A 17,920-nucleotide genomic window follows, 5' to 3' on the forward strand; every position below is an offset into this window, starting at 1 on the left:
CGCCGCCGTCGGGCGTCTTGCGCCCGAACGAACTGCCTATCACGGGGGCGTCTCGCGCAGGACGTATCCGACACCGCGAACGGTATGGATCAGTCGCGACTCCCCTTCGGCCTCGGTCTTGCGCCGCAGATACCCGACGTACACCTCGAGCGCGTTGCCGGAAGTCGGGAAGTCGTAGCCCCAGACCTCTTCGAGAATGCGACTTCTGGTGAGCACTCGGCGCGGATTGGTCATGAGCATCTCGAGCAACGAGAACTCGGTCCTGGTGAGGCTGATCGAACGCTCGCCGCGCGAGACCTCACGGGTGACCGGGTCCAGCGACAGGTCCGCGAACGTCATGGTCTCCGAGTCGATGCCGGCTTCCATAGCTGTGCGCCGCAACAATGCCCGCAGCCGAGCCAGGAGCTCCTCGAGCGCGAACGGCTTGGGCAGGTAGTCGTCTGCACCGGCGTCGAGACCGGCTACGCGCTCGGACACCGAATCACGCGCCGTCAGCACCAGGATCGGCAGGTCGTCGCCCACGCTGCGCAATCGCCGACACACCTCGAGGCCGTCGAGACGCGGCATCATCACATCGAGCACCAACGCATCGGGACGCGCCGCAGCTACCTGTTCCAGGGCATCGAGGCCGTCGACCGCCAGGTCCACGGTGTACCCGTTGAACGTGAGCGACCTGCGCAGCGATTCGCGCACCGCTCGATCGTCGTCGACCACCAGTATCCGCATCGGTACAGTTTGTCCTGGTCGACTGAGACACGGCTGAGAGGGGTGGTCGGTCGGTACGCGCACCGGCAGTCGAAGCTCACAACGTAGGTAGGTTCCGAGCCTGGGGCAGGTTCCATTTACGCCACAGGGCCAGCAATCTCAGGCCGGTCGCCAGTACCGTCCCCGCGACCAACCCGACGTTCTCCGGCAGGGTGAGCGCCTCGGCCACCACGACGGCCGTCGCACCGAGCAGCGCAGGTAGGGCATACAGGTCGCGGTGCAGCAGCAGGGGAACGTCGTTGACGAGGACGTCCCGGATGACGCCACCGGCCACGGCCGTCGTCGTCCCGATCAGCGCTCCCGATAGGGCGCTACCGCCGACACCCAAGGCGATCGTCGCGCCGGTCGACGCGAACAGGCCCATCCCGAACGCGTCGAGCACGAGCACGCCTCGGCGCACCTTGCCCATCTGCCGATGCGCGACGAACACCACCAGCGAGGCGAAGAAGCCGACGGTGACGTTCGGCCAGGTGTCCAGTGACGTCGGTGGATGGATACCGAGCAGCAGATCGCGAACGATGCCGCCCCCGATACCCGTCGTGATTCCGACGACGCAGACCCCGAACAGGTCGAGTCGTCGATGTACGCCGACCAAGGCACCGGACGCCGCGAAGACTGCGATACCGATGTATCCGAGGAGGTCGAGAAGCACCGAACGAGCATGTCATGCGACTGACAGCAGCTTCACAGCAACATCGAAACGGCGTCACAGCCTTCGGGAGCACGGTTGCGTTGTCATACAGGGCCGACGAGTAAGGACGAAGACATGGGCATCGGATTCAAGAAGACGATCGCCACCCTCGCGGTGGCTGGGGCACTCACTCTCGGCGGCGGTGCCATCGCCGACGCAGCGCCCGACCGCGCGACGCTTCCCGCAGTGTCCGGACTGACCGAATCGGACGCGGAGCAGGCATTGTCGGATGCAGGCTTCTCCGACGTGAACAGTGACTACGACCGTCCTGACGCGACGGTTGTCGGAACCAACTTTCAAGCCGGCGACAAGGTCAGTGAGAACGCCTCCCTTCTACTGATAGTCGGTGCCGGCTAAGTCAGCCGAACCGTCCCGTCGTCGTCGACGCGCCAACCGGGGTTGTGGCAGATTTCCCAGATGACTCCGTTGGGGTCGGCGATGTGGGCGTGATAGCCACCGAACGATGTCCGCTCCGGTGCCTTGATCGGTGTCGCGCCGGCCGCGAGAGTGGCCGCGAACATCGCGTCGACGGCCGCCGCGTCGTCGACGTTGTGCGCCAACGTGACCGAGCCGAGATCGTGTTCGCGCGGCGGCCGTCCCAGATCCCCGTCGAACGCGGTGGCGTCGTACAGACCGAGCACCGCACCGGGCCCGATCTGGAAGAACAGAATCTCGCCAGGAACGTCGAGCAACGGCGTCCACCCCAGGCCGTCGCAATAGAACGTTCGAGCGGCATCGAGATCCGCAGTGGCCAGAGTGGTGAAATGAACTTGCTGCTGCATCGCCCCATTGTTTCAGGCGATAGTCTCGGTCGGGTGCCGTCCGGCACATTAGAAGTTCTCGAACCGAGGTGACCCGAAGTGCCGATCGTCGACAATGCCGTCTATGTCGAGGGAAAGCGGACCGCGAATCCGGAGAGTCTCGACATCACGTTCGAGTGCATGCGTGACCGCCACGGTATGGCGTGGATCGGCCTGTACCGTCCCGAGATCAGCGAAATCAACGCAGTAGCAACGGAATTCGGGCTGCACCGACTCGCCGTCGAGGATGCCATCGCGGCGCATCAGCGGCCGAAGCTCGAACGCTACGCCGAGCAATTGTTCGTCGTTCTGCGACCCGCGCGGTACATAGACGAGACCGAAAAGGTCGAATTCGGTGAATTGCACATTTTTCTCGGAGCCGATTTCGTCGTCACGATCCGCCACGCCGAATCACCCGAACTCGGTCTCGTCCGACATCGACTGGAGGAATCGCCCGAGTTGCTCGCGCTCGGGCCCGAGGCCATCCTGTACGGAATCCTCGACCAGGTGGTCGACGAGTACGTCCCGGTGGTGAAGGGACTGCAGACCGACATCGACGAAATCGAGGATCAGCTGTTCACCGGCGATCCCAGCGTATCGAGGCGCATCTACTCACTGCTGCGTGAGGTGTCCGAATTCGACCGTGCGGCAAAACCTCTGGTGGAGATGATCAAATCCCTCAAGCGCGGGTCCGACAAGTATCACGTCGATGTCGAGCTGCAACGAAACCTTCGGGACGTGTTGGACCACGCAATTCGCATCTCCGACCGCATCGAATCGTTCCGATCCAACCTGCAGAACGCGATGACGGTGCACTCCACCATGGTGGCGCAGCAGCAGAACGAAGAGATGCGGAACATGACGCAGGTCAGCCTCGAGCAGAACGAACAGGTCAAACGAATCTCGTCCTGGGGCGCAATCCTGTTCGCGCCGTCGCTCATCGCCGCGATCTACGGCATGAACTTCGAGGACATGCCGGAACTGAAGTGGCACTTGGGTTATCCGCTGGCGCTGGTCGCCATGGTGATCTGCTCCAGCGCGCTCTACGTGGTGTTCAAACGTCAGAAGTGGCTGTAGAGCGGCTGCGCCGCACGTGAGTGGAAGTTCGTAGCAGGGGTCGAAGTTCCACTCACATGGGCACTCAGGAGGAACCGAAGATCGGGCCCACCGGGATATCGCGCTCGAAGGTGAGGCGATCGAATTCGTTGCCGTATTCGTCGATCGCTCCGATGGACATCGCGCTGGCCTTGATGCCCGGAATACCCGGCACCACATCGACTCTCACGAACGAGTAGTTCAGGAATCTCACTCGCGACCACGTGATCGACTCCGCCGACTTGGTGCCGTCGGGCGCCCAGACGTAGCTGTTCGGAACAGCCGTGTCCGGCAATTCGTGGCCCCGGTAGCTGACGCCCTCGCCGTCCTGGAACGTGTAACGCGGACGACCACCCCCGCCGACGGTGTAGTACACGGTGCCGTCGGTCTTTCCGCGAACCGTGGCGTTGTCGCCGGCGACCCGCGTCGCACGGTTGGAGCGGATCGGATCGGTGCGCTCGAACACGTGGTTGTGCGCCTGGAGCACCACGTCGACCTCGTACTTGTCGAACAGCGATACCCACGCGTCGCGTACGCCGCCGTCGCTCGCGTGCGTCGAGGTGGTCGAGTAGGCGCAGTGATGGAAGAAGCAGACGATGAAGTCGATGTTCGGGTCCGCCCGATACTTGGCGAGAGTCTGCTCCACCCAGGTGTTCTGGGCTCCGCCGCTGTAGCCGGTGTTGGCTTTGATCTCGTAGCTGACGTCGTTCGCGTCGAGCGAGAGCACCGCGGTGTTGCCGTACACGAACGAATATGCCGACGGGCAGCCTTTCGGCCCGGTGCTCGGTTGATCGAGACGTGCCGCGTGGCCGCCGTATCCGTTGGGGCTGTACAGCGCCTCCATGTCGTGGTTGCCGGTGGCAAACAACCACGGTGTCGTCGACGCGCTGGCCTCGATCGCCTGGAAGTAGCCGTCCCAGACGAAGGGATTGAACTTGTCGAATCCCTTCGGCGGCGTCTTGCCGTGGCCGGCGAACTGCGGTGGCAGACCGGCACCCGACGGGTCCGCGTAGGCGATATCGCCGGCGAGAATGTGGAAGTCCGGACGCGACGCCTCGATCTGGCGATTGATGTTGCGCGCGTGCTTGACCGACGGTTCGTTGTCGGCCTTGTAGTACAGGTCGTCGTAATCACCGGCCACCAGACCGGCTGGCTGCGAAGGGGTTTCGTCGACGCCCTGGTCCCCCATCATGGTGAAGCGGAACGGAGCGATGCGTCCGGTCGGCAGCGCCGGAGATGCGCTGCGGATGTCGCTGACGAAACCGTCCGCGGTACGCCATCGGTAATAGTGCGGCAGCTTGGGCGTCAGATTGTCGACGGGCACGTGCACGTAGTACTGCTCGGCCGACAGGATGCCGCCATCGGTCTGCGGAACCTGGCTGACGAGGTTGCGCACCTCGGCGGAGGTCGTGGCTCCCAACGCAGGCGTCGGGCCGTGATCGAGGAAGACACCGGTGATGCCGGGATTACGGGAAAGCTGAGCGGAGAATCGCAACTGCGTCGCCGGGTCGTTGCCGAAGCCCATGTGTCGACCGGCCACCGCCAGCGGGGCGTCCTGCGCATAGGCGGTGCGCGTGAACGCCGAATTACCGACGCCCACCGCGGCTGCCGTGGCTGCGGCACCGACCAGGAAGTTGCGTCGACTCACCGGGTGCCGCCGCAGGAACGACCGATGCCAGTCGTGTTGCTCGGCCATCGTCATGTTCTCGGCGAGCGTCCCCGGAATTCCGGTCGCGACGGTCTCGCCTGCGGGATTGAGCGTCATGAATCGATGGTGACCGCCGAGCCCCCTCGGACGCTGAACAGCAGAGCACATTGCAGGTGAACAGACGGAGAACAGCGAGGCACAACAGGACGAACGGGGACAATCCCGTCGAGAAGGAAGGCCCCACCGGACCAAGGGCAACGGCGGTTCAGAAAGGCCGCAACCTCACGCAACACTGCGGTAAAGATCGGTAGATATCCAGCCACACGAGCGCCAGTCAGAGCTCTTGAGATATCCGAGTGGATAATCGCGACAATTTGCTTGCCCATTCAGTGGACAACCAGCGCGCCGATGGCCGTACGCACTGCTACTGTGAGCACGAAACTTGAGGTCAGCGCCCGTTGGCTGAAGTTCGACGTGAGTTATACACCTCCGGTGATTGCACGCGCCCCTGTGGCTGCAGCCAGTCAGCGGGAGCCAACAGTTGAAAACCGAGGAGATGTCATGTTGAAGAAGTCGTTGACCGTAGCTGCACTGTCCATTGCCTGTGCGCTCGGATTCGCCCCGCTGGCGCAGGCCGCCGATGTGCCCGATTTCAAGGACAAGATCGAGGGCAAGTCGATCTCCGCCGCGCGAGCAATCATCAAGGACAGCGGCAACCTGATGCTGGTCAAGCTCGACGGCCCCATCAACGATTGCGCACTCGCAGATCGCACAGCAACTGCCCTGCGCTCGGTGTACTTCGCGCCCATCGACCGCAGCAACGTGACCATCACCTTCTCGTGCCCCGAAGAGGAGTGAGTCTTCTCCTCCCCTGAACGACACGAAGGACGCGCACCGAGAGTGATCTCGGTGCGCGTCCTTCGTCGTTCAACAGGGCCCTGCACCCTCAGGTCCCCTTGACGTTGAGAATCTGGCGTAGCTCGTGCTCGACGCTCACCAGGTCGCGGGCGTCCTCCATCACGACGTCGATGGACTTGTAGGCGTCGGGAATCTCGTCGATGAAGTCTGCACTGTCGCGAAACTCGATCCCCTTCATCCGCTCCTGCAGGTTCTCGTGGGTGAACCGCTTCCTGGCCTCGGTCCGAGAGAACTGCCGACCGGCACCGTGAGGAGCCGAGCACAGGCCGGCCTTGGAACCCTTACCGGCGACCACGTACGAACGCGTCCCCATCGACCCCGGGATGATCGCCTTCACACCCTCGTGTGCGTCGATTGCACCCTTACGGGTGAGCCAGACGTCCTTGCCGAAGTGCGTTTCCTTCACCGTGTAGTTGTGATGGCAATTGATTCGCTCGACTTCGCGATGGTCGTCCGTTCCCATCCACTCGGCGAACACCGCGCCGAACCGGTCCATCATCTCGGCCCGGTTCAGGTACGCGAACCGCTGCGCCCACTTCAGATCTCTGATGTACTGCGCGAATTCAGTCGAGCTCTCGGGCAGGTACGCGAGATCTTTGTTGGGCAACGAAATCCACCATTGGGCACACAATCGCTGCGCAATCGCGATGTGCTTCTTCGCGATCTTGTTCCCCACGCCCCTCGACCCACTGTGCAGAAACAGCCACACTCGATCGGTCTCGTCGAGGCACAACTCGGCAAAGTGATTGCCGCCGCCTAACGAACCGAGCTGCTCCCGCCACTGCGGTGAGTGGTTCAGCTCTACACCGTCCCTGGCCGCCAACTCCTCGAGTTCGAGCAGCTTTGGCGCAGTGAACTGCCATCGATCGACACCGACGTTGTAGTTGCCGGGCGAGAGGGGGATGCTGGCCTCGATGGCGAGTCGCAAATCCTTCAGGTTCCGTCCGTCGAGGTCATCGAGTGTGAATTCTGTTCGAACACCGATCATTCCGCAGCCGATGTCGACACCGACGGCAGCCGGAATGACAGCACCCAACGTCGGAATGACTGTTCCTACAGCACTTCCCATGCCGCTGTGCGCGTCGGGCATCAACGCGACGTGCGGATGCACGAACGGCATCGATGCTGTTTCGCGGGCCTGCTCGAGTGTCTTGTCCTCGAGTTGTGACGCCCAGTTGAGCAGCCGTAAGCCCACCTTGTTCGGGGGCATGATGTTCCTTTCTGCCCCCTCGGCGAGAGAGAGCTATTCGATGGGTCGCTGTTTGCCGGTGAGAGCAGCACACAGCTCGGATGAATATGCGCGCAGCACAATGCTCGGACGGACTCTCGTGTCGAGAGCCGCGCAGGGCAGACAAGTGGCGCGCATGGCGATGACCCTATCGAGCTGAAAGTCTCCGACGCGAGCTAATTAATTCGACCGTGAGGATGGGAGACGGGACAGAATGCACAGAAGTGCGCCGCTCAGAAGGGATCCCGTCGAGGTACGTCGCATTTGTGCATTCCTGCCCAGAACGCAGAGCGGAACCTACACTCCCCCACCGAATGCGAGTCCCAGTAGATACGTCGCCCCGGCCGCGCCGTATCCGATGGCGAGTTGTCGCAGTGCACGTTTGACGGGCGGACCGCCGCTGAGCAGTCCGACGATCAGGCCCGTACAGATCAGCGCCAGTCCGACGAGCACCGCAGCAACGGCAAGGGCCACATAGCCTTCGAGACCGAACAGGTACGGCAACACCGGGATGACGGCACCGGAGGCGAAGAAGCAGAAGCTCGCTGCGGCGGCACCGAGTCCGGTTCCGATGGATTCGTGCTCGTCGATGTCGGTGGCCGGTTCTTCGACGGCGGGGAGCAGTCGGATGATGTCCGCGGCTTTCGCGTCGGCTTCCTCGTGGGTCATTCCGCGAGCGCGGTAGACGAGTGCGAGTTCGTTGGCGTCGACGTCGAGGTGTTGAACGGCCTCATTTGCGGCGCTGTCGGGCGACGACGCCTCGAGCAGCTCGCGTTGCGAGCGCACCGAGACGTATTCGCCTGCTCCCATCGACAGCGCACCGGCAAGCAGGCCGGCCAGTCCGGTGACCAACACGATCTGGTTGGACACCCCGGATCCGCTGATGCCGAGCACCAGGGCGAGGTTGCTCACCAAGCCGTCGTTGGCACCGAACACCGCGGCGCGGAAGGTTCCCGAGAGCCGATTACGGCCGCGGGCAGCCAAAGCCCGGATGACCTCGGCGTGAATTTGCTCGTCGGCCGTCATTGCGTCCGTTGCGTCGGCGTCGGTCGCGTAGGGCGAGCGGGTCTCGGCGCGTTGCGCGAGGGCGAGCACGAACACCGATCCGAAGCGGCGCGCCAGCACGCCGAGGATCCGGGTACGAATGTCGCCTTTGAGTGGCATCCCGACGCGATCGCCGAGCAGATTGCGCCAATGCTGTTCGTGGCGGCCTTCCGCGTCGGCCAACTCGAGCAGAATGTCGCGTTCCTCACCGCTGCGCCTACCCGCCAGGTCGCGATAGACGGCGGCCTCGGCCCGCTCGTCGGCGAGGTACTGCCGCCATCGCTTGACGTCCTTCGACGAAGGTTCCGTTCCGTCCATCGAGCAAACGTACCGGGCTCCGCCCTCGTGCGCGTTGTGCGTACCTGGAAGGGCGCACAACGCGCACGAGCGGGGGGTCAGCTCGGGTCGTACACCCCGGCCTGGACCGCTTTGACCAACCTGCGCGGCACTCTGAACTCGCGGCCCTGAAAACGCACGGTCACGAGATCCGGGGCGACGGCTTTCCACTGTGCCCGTCGGCTACGCGTGTTGGAACGCGACATTTTTCTCTTCGGAACAGCCATGTCTCACGCCTCCTTTCGGCTTCGACGGCCGTAGCGCTTCTCGAACTTCTCGACGCGTCCCTGGGTGTCCATGACGCGTGTCGCCCCGGTCCAGAAGGGATGCGACTCGGACGAGACGTCGACGACGATCAGCGGGTAGGTGTTGCCGTCTTCCCACTCGGTCTCGCGGGCGGACGTGACGGTGGATCGAGTGAGGAACTTGTTCCCGGTGCTCGAGTCCTGGAACACCACCGGATGGTAATCGGGGTGGATGCCTGGCTTCATTCTGTTGCCTCTCGTGACTGGTCTGCGTACGGGGATTCGCTGCTCTCGCAGGGGTCTTCGTGCCACTGGCCGAACGGGTCGGTCCACGTGGCCCACTGAGCGGGATCGGTCATCTCGTCGTCGGACACCAACGCCCACTGCAGAGTTCGGTCGATCTCGGTGGGGTCGGCCTGGTGTACCAAGATCACCAAGGACGTGTCTCGATCGCCGAACTGCTCGTCCCACCGCAGCGCAGCCATCGCTCGCCTGGTTGTGTCGACGCGATCCTGTTCCACCGGAGTCATTGCCGCAAGCCACTTTCCGGCACTCGCCACCCGTAGTCCGCCGCCGGCCGATTCGATCCAGAGCGCTTCGTCGGGTTGCGTGGCCACCCACGCCCGTCCGCGGGCGGTGACGACGCCGTCGAGCAACACGTCGATGGCCTCGTGCAGTCGTTCGGGATGGAACGGCCGAGTTGCGGTGAACTCCACGAGTGCGACTCCGCAGTCGACGGACAAGGGCGGCTGGCCGCGCAACAGCGGAGAGTGGGCGTCGGTGATCTCACCGCGCCGGGCATCGAAGGGAACGGACGCGAGAACTGCTGGGCCGTCGACCATCGAGTCCTGAGAAACCCAGACGACGGGTGCGTTCGGTGCCAACCGCGCGAGGACAGCCGCGAGCCTGGCACGCTCCCAGGCGTCGATTTCGGGACCTGCGGTGACGACGAGCGAGTCGGAGTAGTCCACCTGGCCTACTACCAGCTGCGCGACGGTTCGATCGTCGTCACCGCTGGCGACGATGCCGCGGTCGGCCAAGGTGTCGTCGCCGGTGGCGTCGGCCAACCAGGTTGCCGCGTCGAGGCAGCCGATCACGGCCTCGATACGTACGTCCCTCGAGGCCGGTCCGTCGATCTGCCCCACCACGTCGGCGACGATGACGTTGTCCACCGCCCAGCACAACGCCTCGGGCTCGAGAGCAGGGTCCAGTACGAGCACGATGCGATCGACACTGCTGCGGGTCGACAGTGCACGTAGCAGCGGCAGCAGGTCCTCGCGCAGCGTGCAGGAGACACAGCCGTGCGCCAGTTCCAAGATCGTCTCGCGCGGGTTCTCACCCAGGACGAACAACGTTCGGCGTACGACGCCCTCGGTGACGCGGCTCAGGTCGTGGCGGACTGCGACAGTTCCCGGCGCGAGCAGCGATGTCACGACAGCGTCCATGGCTCCGGTCCAGCCGGAGACGAGGACCATCGGGGTTCGATCGTCCGGTGATGTGTTCACGAGCACCTTTCTTCTCGACAACGATTGTCATTCTCTGAAGATGCACGCTACATTCGCTTGAACGCTTTGTCGAAAACGATTGTCATAACAGCAAGAAAGGAGTGCTCATGTCAGCGCACTGCCAAGTCACCGGCCGCACCCCCAGCTTCGGAAAGTCGGTCTCGCACTCCCACGTGCGCACCAGCCGCAGGTGGGATCCCAACATCCAGCGCAAGACCTACTACGCCCCCAGCCTCGGACGCCGCGTCACCCTCACGCTCTCGGCCAAGGGCATCAAGACCATCGACCGCGACGGCATCGACGCCGTGGTGGCCAAGATCCGCGCACGTGGGGAGAAGATCTGATGGGCAAGAGCACCGACGTCCGGCCCATCGTCAAACTGAAGTCGACCGCGGGTACCGGCTACACCTACGTCACCCGCAAGAACCGCCGCAACGACCCGGACCGACTGGTCATGAAGAAATACGACCCGGTCGTGCGCAAGCACGTCGATTTCCGAGAGGAGCGCTGATCGGTGGCCAAGAAATCGAAGATCGCGAAGAACGAGCAACGCAAGGTCGTCGTCGCCCGCTGGGCAACGCGTCGCGCAGAGCTCAAGGAGATCATTCGCAAGCCCTCGAGCAGCGATTCCGAGCGCGCGGAGGCCCAGGCGGCACTGCAGCGTCTGCCACGCGATTCGAGTCCGGTACGATTGCGCAATCGTGACGCTGCGGATGGACGTCCGCGCGGTTACCTACGGAAATTCGGGCTGTCCCGCGTGAAGATGCGCGAGATGGCTCACCGCGGGGAGCTGCCAGGCGTCCACAAGTCGAGCTGGTAAGGGAAAAGGTAGAGATGGCAGTCAAGAGAGCACCGTCGAAGAAGGTCCGCGCAGAGGCGGGTCGTCGACCGAAGAAGAACCCGTTGAACGCCGCCAAGGTCACCACGGTGGACTACAAGGACATCAACCTTCTTCGTCAGTTCATTTCCGACCGCGGCAAGATCCGTAGCCGCCGGGTCACCGGGCTCACCCCGCAGCAGCAGCGCCAGGTCGCTGTCGCAGTGAAGAACGCTCGTGAAATGGCATTGCTGCCGTTCACCAGCCGCTGAATCAGCTTTCGAGAAAGGCCACGTAGCCCTGGGCTACGTGGCCTTTCTGTCGTTCCTAGCAAGAAACGAGCAGTTCTACGATGTCCGGCGTTCTCGAAGGCTTCACCGTCATCTTCGTCGTCATCGCATTGGGCTACCTGCTCGCCCATCTGAAAATTCTCGGCGAACACGGCCAATTCGTTCTGAGCCGACTGGTCTTCTTCGTGGCGACGCCGTCACTGCTGTTCATCACGTTGGCCAGGTCGGATCTGTCGGTCATCCTGTCCCCCGTACTGGCCGTCGCCGGTTCCACTGCGCTACTCGTCGGGGCCATCTACTTCGTCATCGCGAAGCTCGCGCTGAAACGCGCCGTGCCCGACGCGACCGTCGGCGCACTCGCGAGCTCCTACGTCAATGCCGCGAACCTCGGTATCCCGATCGCTGTGTTCGTGCTGGGCGACGCCAACTTCGTCGCACCCCTGCTGCTGTTCCAGATCATGATCTACACGCCGATCGCGGTGACCGTCCTCGACATCTCCACCAAGATCGACGAGGTCTCACTGTTCAAGACGATCACGACGCCGTTCCGAAACCCGATCGTGCTGGCCGGGGCTGCGGGTCTCGTACTGTCGATCACCGGATTCGAGCTCCCCGAGGCGCTCATGCAGCCGTTCCAACTCGTCGGCAACCTGTCCGTTCCGGGTGCACTGCTCGCGTTCGGACTGTCGCTGTACGGCGCGCGGGTGCTGCAGAAGGGCATCAGCCCGCGACGGGACGTGGCTCTGGCGACCCTGTTCAAGATGGCGCTGCAGCCCCTGCTCGGGTATCTGATGGCCCGATTCGTCTTCGGCCTCGACGGGCACGACCTGTTCGCCATCGTCGTCGTCTCGGCACTGCCCACAGCGCAGAACGTCTTCGTCTTCGCGAGCCGTTACCAGCGAGGGGTCGTTCTGGCCCGCGACACGGCATTCGTCACGACCCTGGTCTCGATTCCCGTCATCGCACTCGTCACGGTGCTGCTGGCATGAGACGAACACAAAGGTTCTCCTCAGCTCCCAGCGCTACTTTGGGTTCATGAGGTTTCTCGCTGCAGGTGTCATGCTGTGCCTGCTCTTGGCCGGCTGCAGCACCGCCGCCGGTGACGACGACGAGACGACACCGACAACGAACTCCACCACCCCCATCGGGTTCGTCCAGCAACCCAGCGCGCCGCCCGTCCCCCACGAGGTTCCCGTCGGCGACGTCGGCACGATGTTCGAGTCGACCCCGGATCTGATCCGCGCGACGACCACTCCGTTCGAGTCGTGGAGCCAGGTGTCCCCCAACACCATCGCGGTGCACTTCGTCACCGGCACGCCCGAGTGCTACGGAGCCGACGCGACGGTGACCGAGACCGATACGGCCGTCACGATCGAACTGCGTACCGGGACCAGACCGGACGCCGAGGACAAGTCCTGCATCATGGTTGCCGTCTACGCCACCATGCAGATCACGCTGGCGTCGCCGCTGGGTCATCGCGCAATCCTGAATGCGGCCTGACCCGGTCGCCGGTAATGTCCGACCGGTGAGCGACCAACTACCCGACCGAAATCGAAGTACGGTGCGCGCTGCCGATGCCGATCGCAACCTCGTGGCGCAGCTGCTGAGCGACGCGTTCGCCAACGGTCAACTGACCATCACCGAGTACGACGAGCGGACGGCCGCGGCGTACCGAGCGAAGACCTACGGCGACTTGGACCTGTTGACCGACGATCTGGCCCTCACCCCACCTCCGCAGACAACGCAGACCGGTGCGCCCCAGACCGATCGGGCCATCGCGATCATGAGCGGCTCGGTTCGCAAAGGCGAATGGACTGTCGCCGCACGCATCGACGCCCTCGCCTTCTGGGGCGGAGTGCAACTCGACCTACGCCGAGCGACGTTCTCGGCCCAGGAAACCACGATCAACTGCGTCGCGATCATGGGCGGCATCGAGATCACCGTGCCGCCCGGCATCGGCGTCGAGGTCCGCGGCACCGGAATCATGGGCGGATTCGAGCACGTCAGCGCCACGCACCCCGGTGCGCCCCGAGTGGTCATCACCGGACTCGCCTTCTGGGGCGGAGTCTCGGTGGACATCAAGGCAGCAGAGAAATGACTACGATCGCCGACGCTTGAGGTAGTCGCTCACCACCGCAGCACCCAATCCGTCCAGATCCGGCGCGATCACCCGGCCGCCGACCCGCTCGGCCATCTTGTCCACCACCCGGGCCAGACCGGGATCGTCACCGAGACGGAAAATCGTCACCTGCGCACCGAGTTTCGCGACGGTATCGAGCTCACGCACCGTCAAACCCAACGTCTTCGACGACGGCGGGTAATCGAAATACGCATGGCCGTCCGGCTCCAGATGAGCCGTCGGTTCACCGTCGGTGACGATCAAGACCACCGGCTGCGCATTGGGATGACGACGCAGATGCCGCACTGCGAGCATCAACGCGTGATGCAGATTGGTGCCCTGATCGTAGGCACCGTCCAGGCCGGCAAGCTCCGAGGCCGTCAAAGTCTGAGCATGCCTGCCGAATCCGATCAGCTGCAGATCGTCGCCGCGGAATCGAGTACTCACCAGGTGATTGAGAGCCAATGCGGTGCGCTTCATCGGCACCCAGCGGCCGTCCATCACCATCGAGAACGACGTGTCGACCAACAACGCCACCGCAGCCTGCGTCCGGGTTTCGGTCTCGCTGATCTCCACATCCGTCACCTGTAGCTGCACCGGAAAGCCCGATCCCTGTGCAGCCGTACGCAAGACGGCATTGTTGACCGTGCGGGTCACGTCCCACGGTTCGGTGTCGCCGAATTCCCAGGTGCGCGACGCTCCCGTCGGCTCACCCATCGCGCCGGCCTTACGAGTATCTCGCTCGCCGCCGCGTCGAGACAGCTTTCCCGCGACATCCTTCAACGCCGACTGCCCCAATTGACGCATGGCCTTCGGCGACAGACGCCACTGACCATCGGCCCCCTTGTCCATGAAACCCTGCTGCTGCAGCGCCTTTTCGAGCTCCGAGAGCATCCGGGCATCGGCAGCAGCCTCCGGTCCGAGCTGTTTCAGCAGGGCATCGGCGTCGATATCGTCCAGCGCCGCGCCGTTGTACTGCTGCGAGAGCTGGTTTCCCAGGTTCTCGAGATCGGCAATGTCCTGCAGTGCCCCGGTACCGTCACCGAGGCCCATTCCGTTCTCTCCGCGGAAATTCTGCGAACCGTCCCAGTCCTCACCGGGCCGGGCCTGCTGCAGATTCTGATCCAGTTGATCGAGCTGATCCAGCAGGTTCGAATCACCGAAGGCCTGCTGGGCCAACGCATCCAACTCGGCTCGCTGCTCGGGAGTCAGAGAGTTGCGCAACCGCTGCGCGGCGGCAGCCCTTTCCGCCAGTGAATCGAGTAGCTCGTCGACATTCTTCGGATTCTCCGGAAAATGCTGACCGTGCTTGTTCATGAACTCGTCGAACTGCTCGTCGGTGTTCTCGCCCTTGTTGTGGGCGTCGAGCAGTTCGTTGAGGTCCTTCAGCATCTCGCTGATGGCCTGACGATCCTGCTCGGTGGCACCTTCGAGAGCCTGCTTCATGCCGGCGAATCTCTGATCGAGCATCTCGCGGCCGAGCAGATCCTTGATCTTCTCGTAGTTCTCGCGCCCCTCCGACGAACGCCAGTCGTAATCCGAGAGCTCCTGCACCGCTTGGGCGGTGGACGGAGACAGATCGCCGATCTGCATCTCCTGGAACCGCGCATCGTCGTCGAGGGCACGCGCCAACGCCTTACGCTCCTCGAGCACCGCCTTGTCCAGCAGCTCACGCACTTCCTGCAGCGTTCCGTCGAGGTTGTTCTGCTTCAACAGATCTCGGCGACGCTTGGCAGCCTGGGCCGCGAGGTCGTCGAGCCCGCGCATGTTCTTCGTCCCGCGCCGCAGCATCTCCTGCAACGCCCGGCGAGGCGACGCCCCCTCAAGGACGTCCTCGCCGATCGCATCCAGCGCCTCCCGCAGATCGACGGGAGGAGCCAGTGGATCCGGGCCCTCGTGATAGCGCCCGTACCTGGAGCGACGCATCAGCTGTACACCGTCTGGCCGTCGTCGTCGGGATCCTTCGAGATTCGCCGCGCGAGGTAGAGACCTTCGAGCGCCAGTTCGACGGCGGCTGCTTTCTCGCCGTCCGAGGTCGCCTTCAACCGCTCGGTGATGTCGCCGATCACGGATACGTCGGGCAGCTCGTCGAGCAGAGCCTTTGCGGTGATGCGATCGCCGGTGACGATCGGGTCGCCGGTCTCGACGGCCGTCACCAACGCCGCGAGGTTCAGGCCACCCAGGTGTGCCCGGACGGTATCGGCCGTCGCGCGTCGCAGCATGTGTTCGAGAACCTCGATTTCGCGGCCTTCTTCGCCCGACTCGAACTCGACCTTGCCGCGCAGCACCTCGATGATCGTTCCCAGGTCCACCGGCCGTGCTACCGCGTCCGCTTCGCCGAGTATCGCGGCGCGGTGAACCGCTGCGGCAGCGATCGTTTCGGCTGCGGCGATCGCGAATCGTGCCGAGACGCCGGAGCGCTGGTCGACCGACGGCGATTCGCGCAGCAGTCGAGTAAATCGAGCGAGCACCTCGAGCAGGTATGCCGGGACCTCGGCCTGCAGGTCCGCTTCCTGATCGATGACGGCTACCTCGTCGTCCAGCTCGAGCGGGTAGTGGGTCCTGATCTCGGCCCCGAAGCGGTCCTTGAGCGGGGTGATGATGCGTCCGCGATTGGTGTAGTCCTCGGGGTTGGCACTGGCCACCAACATGACGTCGAGCGGGAGCCGCAGGGTGTAGCCGCGAACCTGAATGTCGCGCTCCTCCATGACGTTGAGCAGCGACACCTGGATGCGCTCGGCGAGGTCGGGAAGTTCGTTGATCGCCACGATGCCGCGGTGACTCCGCGGAACGAGACCGAAGTGAATAGTCTCCGGGTCGCCCAAGCTGCGGCCCTCCGCGACCTTCACCGGATCGACATCGCCGACGAGGTCGGCCACCGAGGTATCCGGGGTCGCGAGCTTCTCTGCGTACCGCTCGCTGCGGTGCCGCCATTCGATGGGCAAATCGTCGCCCAGTTCCTTCGCTCTACGAATGCTCGCAGGGGTGATGGGCTCGTACGGATGCTCGCCCAGTTCGGCACCGGCGATCACCGGCACCCACTCGTCGAGGAGCAGGTTGAGGGTACGCAGCAGACGGGTCTTGCCCTGCCCACGCTCACCCAGCAGAACGACGTCATGACCGGCCAGAATCGCGCGCTCGAATTGCGGCAGCACCGTCGACCCGAAGCCGACGATCCCCGGCCACGGATCGTCGCCGTCACGCAATGCTTTCAAAAGATTTTCGCGGAGCTCTTCCTTGATCGACCGCTGCCGATGTCCGGATGCCTTGAGTTCGCCGAGAGTGGAGATGCCAGGTTTGGTGGAGGTCACTTCTCCACGCTACGAGCGTTTGACGATTGCTGCCATCTAGTGGTCCGTTGTGGTTCCGCCGAGTTCGCACTTATGCCACCCGAACTGGACAAATCCCCTGCACAACTGCGATCTCGCTAGATCGGTGCTCCTGCCTCACGGAGCTTGGCCCGAACTCGACGGACGACTTCGTCGGGACGACGGCGGAGTTGTTCGGAATTGACCCGAGCGATATGCCAATCGCACTGCTGCAGGTCCTCGTACCGCTCGATGTCGCGGGTCCGCTGACGCTCGTCGAGCCAGTGCTGCACCCCCTCGTATTCCACCCCGACACGCCACCTCTCCCACCCCATGTCGATCCGCGCGACAAATCGACCACGCGCATCTCGAATGTCGATCTGGGTGGTGGGTTTCGGGAGTCCAGCATCGATCAGCAACAGACGTGTGCGCGTCTCCTGCGGCGATTCCGCGCCTCCGTCCACCCGACCGAGGGCGTCGAGCAGCACCCGGATACCCCGACACCTCGGACGCAGTGACGCGAATGCACTCACCGCATCCCGCTCGAGGCCGGTCGCGGCCATGAGTGAATCGAGGAAGATCACGGACTGCGGTGGCGGAACCCATCGCCCTATATCGAACGCGGTTCGTACGGGGTTGGTCACCGCCACCCCGCCGACAACGAGCACATCGCCAGGCTCGATCGAGTCGCGCCGGAGGATCAGCCCTGGTATTCGATGTGATTTTTCCAGCGCAAGCACAGTGGGCGGCACCGTGGCGTCGACCCATCGCGCGCCATGCATGGCGGCCGCCGAAGTACCCGCGACAATTGCGCTGTTTCCGACGCACACAGATGCCGCCACAGCCAGGGTCCGCGCATCTATGGTGGTTCCCGCGGGCACATACGTGTCACGGAACACTCGTACATAGTCGCGGCTCAGTCGATGACGACTCAGTGCTCCCGACTGCACTGCAACCGACCCACGAAACGGTCCTGACTCGATCCCCATCGCTCAACCCTGGCAGGGTCGAGCTCCTCGAAACGGCCAGCAGGCCAATCTGTGGATTATGGTTTCGTTCATCCACAGATCGTCGAGATCGCAGTTATGCGAGCGGAAATGGTGTAAAAGGC

The 17,920-nt window shown here is 63.7% G+C and carries 22 protein-coding genes; 10 read left to right on the forward strand and 12 right to left on the reverse strand.

From position 1 onward, the window contains the following. Positions 1-39 precede the first annotated feature (39 nt). The gene (locus AB0O58_RS09715; RefSeq protein ID WP_027496041.1) at positions 40-726 is read right to left on the reverse strand and encodes a response regulator transcription factor; all 687 of its coding nucleotides are present in this window, start codon (positions 724-726) and stop codon (positions 40-42) included. A 76-nt stretch (positions 727-802) separates the two neighbouring features. Further along, positions 803-1,417: a trimeric intracellular cation channel family protein gene (locus tag AB0O58_RS09720; RefSeq protein WP_032373042.1), complete on the reverse strand. Its 615-nt coding sequence runs from the start codon at positions 1,415-1,417 to the stop codon at positions 803-805. Between the two features lie 114 nt (positions 1,418-1,531). Between AB0O58_RS09720 and AB0O58_RS09725 the strand changes: the two genes are divergently transcribed. Next, positions 1,532-1,813, forward strand: coding sequence for a PASTA domain-containing protein (locus AB0O58_RS09725; RefSeq protein WP_032373043.1), 282 nt, complete (start codon positions 1,532-1,534; stop codon positions 1,811-1,813). Here AB0O58_RS09725 and AB0O58_RS09730 read toward each other — a convergent pair. Further along, entirely contained in the window at positions 1,810-2,238 is a 429-nt protein-coding gene (locus AB0O58_RS09730; RefSeq protein WP_032373044.1) for a VOC family protein, read from the reverse strand. The two genes, AB0O58_RS09725 and AB0O58_RS09730, sit on opposite strands and share 4 nt — an antisense overlap. Positions 2,239-2,316: 78 nt before the next feature. On the opposite strand from AB0O58_RS09730, the gene AB0O58_RS09735 reads away from it, so the two are divergent. Then, positions 2,317-3,333: a magnesium and cobalt transport protein CorA gene (locus AB0O58_RS09735; protein WP_366238144.1), complete on the forward strand. Its 1,017-nt coding sequence runs from the start codon at positions 2,317-2,319 to the stop codon at positions 3,331-3,333. A 64-nt stretch (positions 3,334-3,397) separates the two neighbouring features. Here the strand turns inward: AB0O58_RS09735 and AB0O58_RS09740 are convergent, their stop codons facing one another. Continuing rightward, positions 3,398-5,116: a metallophosphoesterase gene (locus AB0O58_RS09740; RefSeq protein ID WP_032373045.1), complete on the reverse strand. Its 1,719-nt coding sequence runs from the start codon at positions 5,114-5,116 to the stop codon at positions 3,398-3,400. A 444-nt stretch (positions 5,117-5,560) separates the two neighbouring features. Between AB0O58_RS09740 and AB0O58_RS09745 the strand changes: the two genes are divergently transcribed. Then, positions 5,561-5,857 carry a hypothetical protein gene (locus AB0O58_RS09745; RefSeq protein ID WP_032373046.1) on the forward strand — a complete coding sequence of 99 codons (297 nt, stop codon included), beginning with the start codon at positions 5,561-5,563 and terminating at the stop codon, positions 5,855-5,857. An 88-nt stretch (positions 5,858-5,945) separates the two neighbouring features. Here the strand turns inward: AB0O58_RS09745 and AB0O58_RS09750 are convergent, their stop codons facing one another. The 5 genes from AB0O58_RS09750 to AB0O58_RS09770 form a co-directional block, all read right to left on the reverse strand. Then, positions 5,946-7,127 carry an RtcB family protein gene (locus AB0O58_RS09750; RefSeq protein WP_032373047.1) on the reverse strand — a complete coding sequence of 394 codons (1,182 nt, stop codon included), beginning with the start codon at positions 7,125-7,127 and terminating at the stop codon, positions 5,946-5,948. Between the two features lie 315 nt (positions 7,128-7,442). Then, on the reverse strand, positions 7,443-8,507 hold the full coding sequence (locus AB0O58_RS09755) for a VIT1/CCC1 family protein (protein WP_032373048.1): 1,065 nt from the start codon (positions 8,505-8,507) through the stop codon (positions 7,443-7,445). A 77-nt stretch (positions 8,508-8,584) separates the two neighbouring features. Beyond that, positions 8,585-8,752, reverse strand: coding sequence for a 50S ribosomal protein L32 (gene rpmF, locus AB0O58_RS09760; protein ID WP_027496033.1), 168 nt, complete (start codon positions 8,750-8,752; stop codon positions 8,585-8,587). A 3-nt stretch (positions 8,753-8,755) separates the two neighbouring features. Further along, entirely contained in the window at positions 8,756-9,016 is a 261-nt protein-coding gene (locus AB0O58_RS09765) for a type B 50S ribosomal protein L31 (protein ID WP_032365913.1), read from the reverse strand. Continuing rightward, positions 9,013-10,245: a GTP-binding protein gene (locus tag AB0O58_RS09770; protein WP_032373129.1), complete on the reverse strand. Its 1,233-nt coding sequence runs from the start codon at positions 10,243-10,245 to the stop codon at positions 9,013-9,015. Before AB0O58_RS09770 ends, AB0O58_RS09765 begins: the two co-directional genes overlap by 4 nt. A 137-nt stretch (positions 10,246-10,382) precedes the next feature. Between AB0O58_RS09770 and rpmB the strand changes: the two genes are divergently transcribed. The 7 genes from rpmB to AB0O58_RS09805 all read left to right on the forward strand — a co-directional run bounded on the left by rpmB (position 10,383) and on the right by AB0O58_RS09805 (position 13,480). Beyond that, the gene (gene rpmB / locus AB0O58_RS09775) at positions 10,383-10,619 is read left to right on the forward strand and encodes a 50S ribosomal protein L28 (RefSeq protein WP_032365915.1); all 237 of its coding nucleotides are present in this window, start codon (positions 10,383-10,385) and stop codon (positions 10,617-10,619) included. Beyond that, positions 10,616-10,786 carry a 50S ribosomal protein L33 gene (rpmG, locus tag AB0O58_RS09780; protein WP_170944568.1) on the forward strand — a complete coding sequence of 57 codons (171 nt, stop codon included), beginning with the start codon at positions 10,616-10,618 and terminating at the stop codon, positions 10,784-10,786. The genes rpmB and rpmG overlap by 4 nt, the downstream gene beginning before the upstream one ends. Before the next feature lie 3 nt (positions 10,787-10,789). After that, positions 10,790-11,095, forward strand: a complete 306-nt coding sequence (rpsN, locus tag AB0O58_RS09785; RefSeq protein ID WP_027496028.1) for a 30S ribosomal protein S14 — start codon at positions 10,790-10,792, stop codon at positions 11,093-11,095. A gap of 14 nt (positions 11,096-11,109) precedes the next feature. Further along, the gene (rpsR, locus tag AB0O58_RS09790; protein ID WP_008719028.1) at positions 11,110-11,364 is read left to right on the forward strand and encodes a 30S ribosomal protein S18; all 255 of its coding nucleotides are present in this window, start codon (positions 11,110-11,112) and stop codon (positions 11,362-11,364) included. 80 nt (positions 11,365-11,444) lie between these two features. Continuing rightward, positions 11,445-12,371: an AEC family transporter gene (locus AB0O58_RS09795; protein ID WP_222057376.1), complete on the forward strand. Its 927-nt coding sequence runs from the start codon at positions 11,445-11,447 to the stop codon at positions 12,369-12,371. A gap of 46 nt (positions 12,372-12,417) precedes the next feature. After that, positions 12,418-12,882: a hypothetical protein gene (locus AB0O58_RS09800; protein WP_027496026.1), complete on the forward strand. Its 465-nt coding sequence runs from the start codon at positions 12,418-12,420 to the stop codon at positions 12,880-12,882. A gap of 25 nt (positions 12,883-12,907) precedes the next feature. Further along, the gene (locus AB0O58_RS09805; protein ID WP_366238145.1) at positions 12,908-13,480 is read left to right on the forward strand and encodes a DUF1707 domain-containing protein; all 573 of its coding nucleotides are present in this window, start codon (positions 12,908-12,910) and stop codon (positions 13,478-13,480) included. Here AB0O58_RS09805 and AB0O58_RS09810 read toward each other — a convergent pair whose 3' ends face one another. The 3 genes from AB0O58_RS09810 to AB0O58_RS09820 form a co-directional block, all read right to left on the reverse strand. Beyond that, entirely contained in the window at positions 13,481-15,427 is a 1,947-nt protein-coding gene (locus tag AB0O58_RS09810) for a VWA domain-containing protein (protein WP_032365919.1), read from the reverse strand. Next, positions 15,427-16,812, reverse strand: a complete 1,386-nt coding sequence (locus AB0O58_RS09815; RefSeq protein WP_366238146.1) for an ATP-binding protein — start codon at positions 16,810-16,812, stop codon at positions 15,427-15,429. Before AB0O58_RS09815 ends, AB0O58_RS09810 begins: the two co-directional genes overlap by 1 nt. Positions 16,813-16,928: 116 nt before the next feature. Continuing rightward, a complete protein-coding gene (locus tag AB0O58_RS09820) occupies positions 16,929-17,651 on the reverse strand; it encodes a hypothetical protein (protein ID WP_366238147.1) in 723 nt (240 codons plus the stop codon). Between the last annotated feature and the right edge of the window lie 269 nt (positions 17,652-17,920).

This window comes from Rhodococcus sp. NPDC080181 (assembly GCF_040702225.1).
Classification (GTDB): Bacteria; Actinomycetota; Actinomycetes; order Mycobacteriales; family Mycobacteriaceae; genus Rhodococcoides; species Rhodococcoides fascians.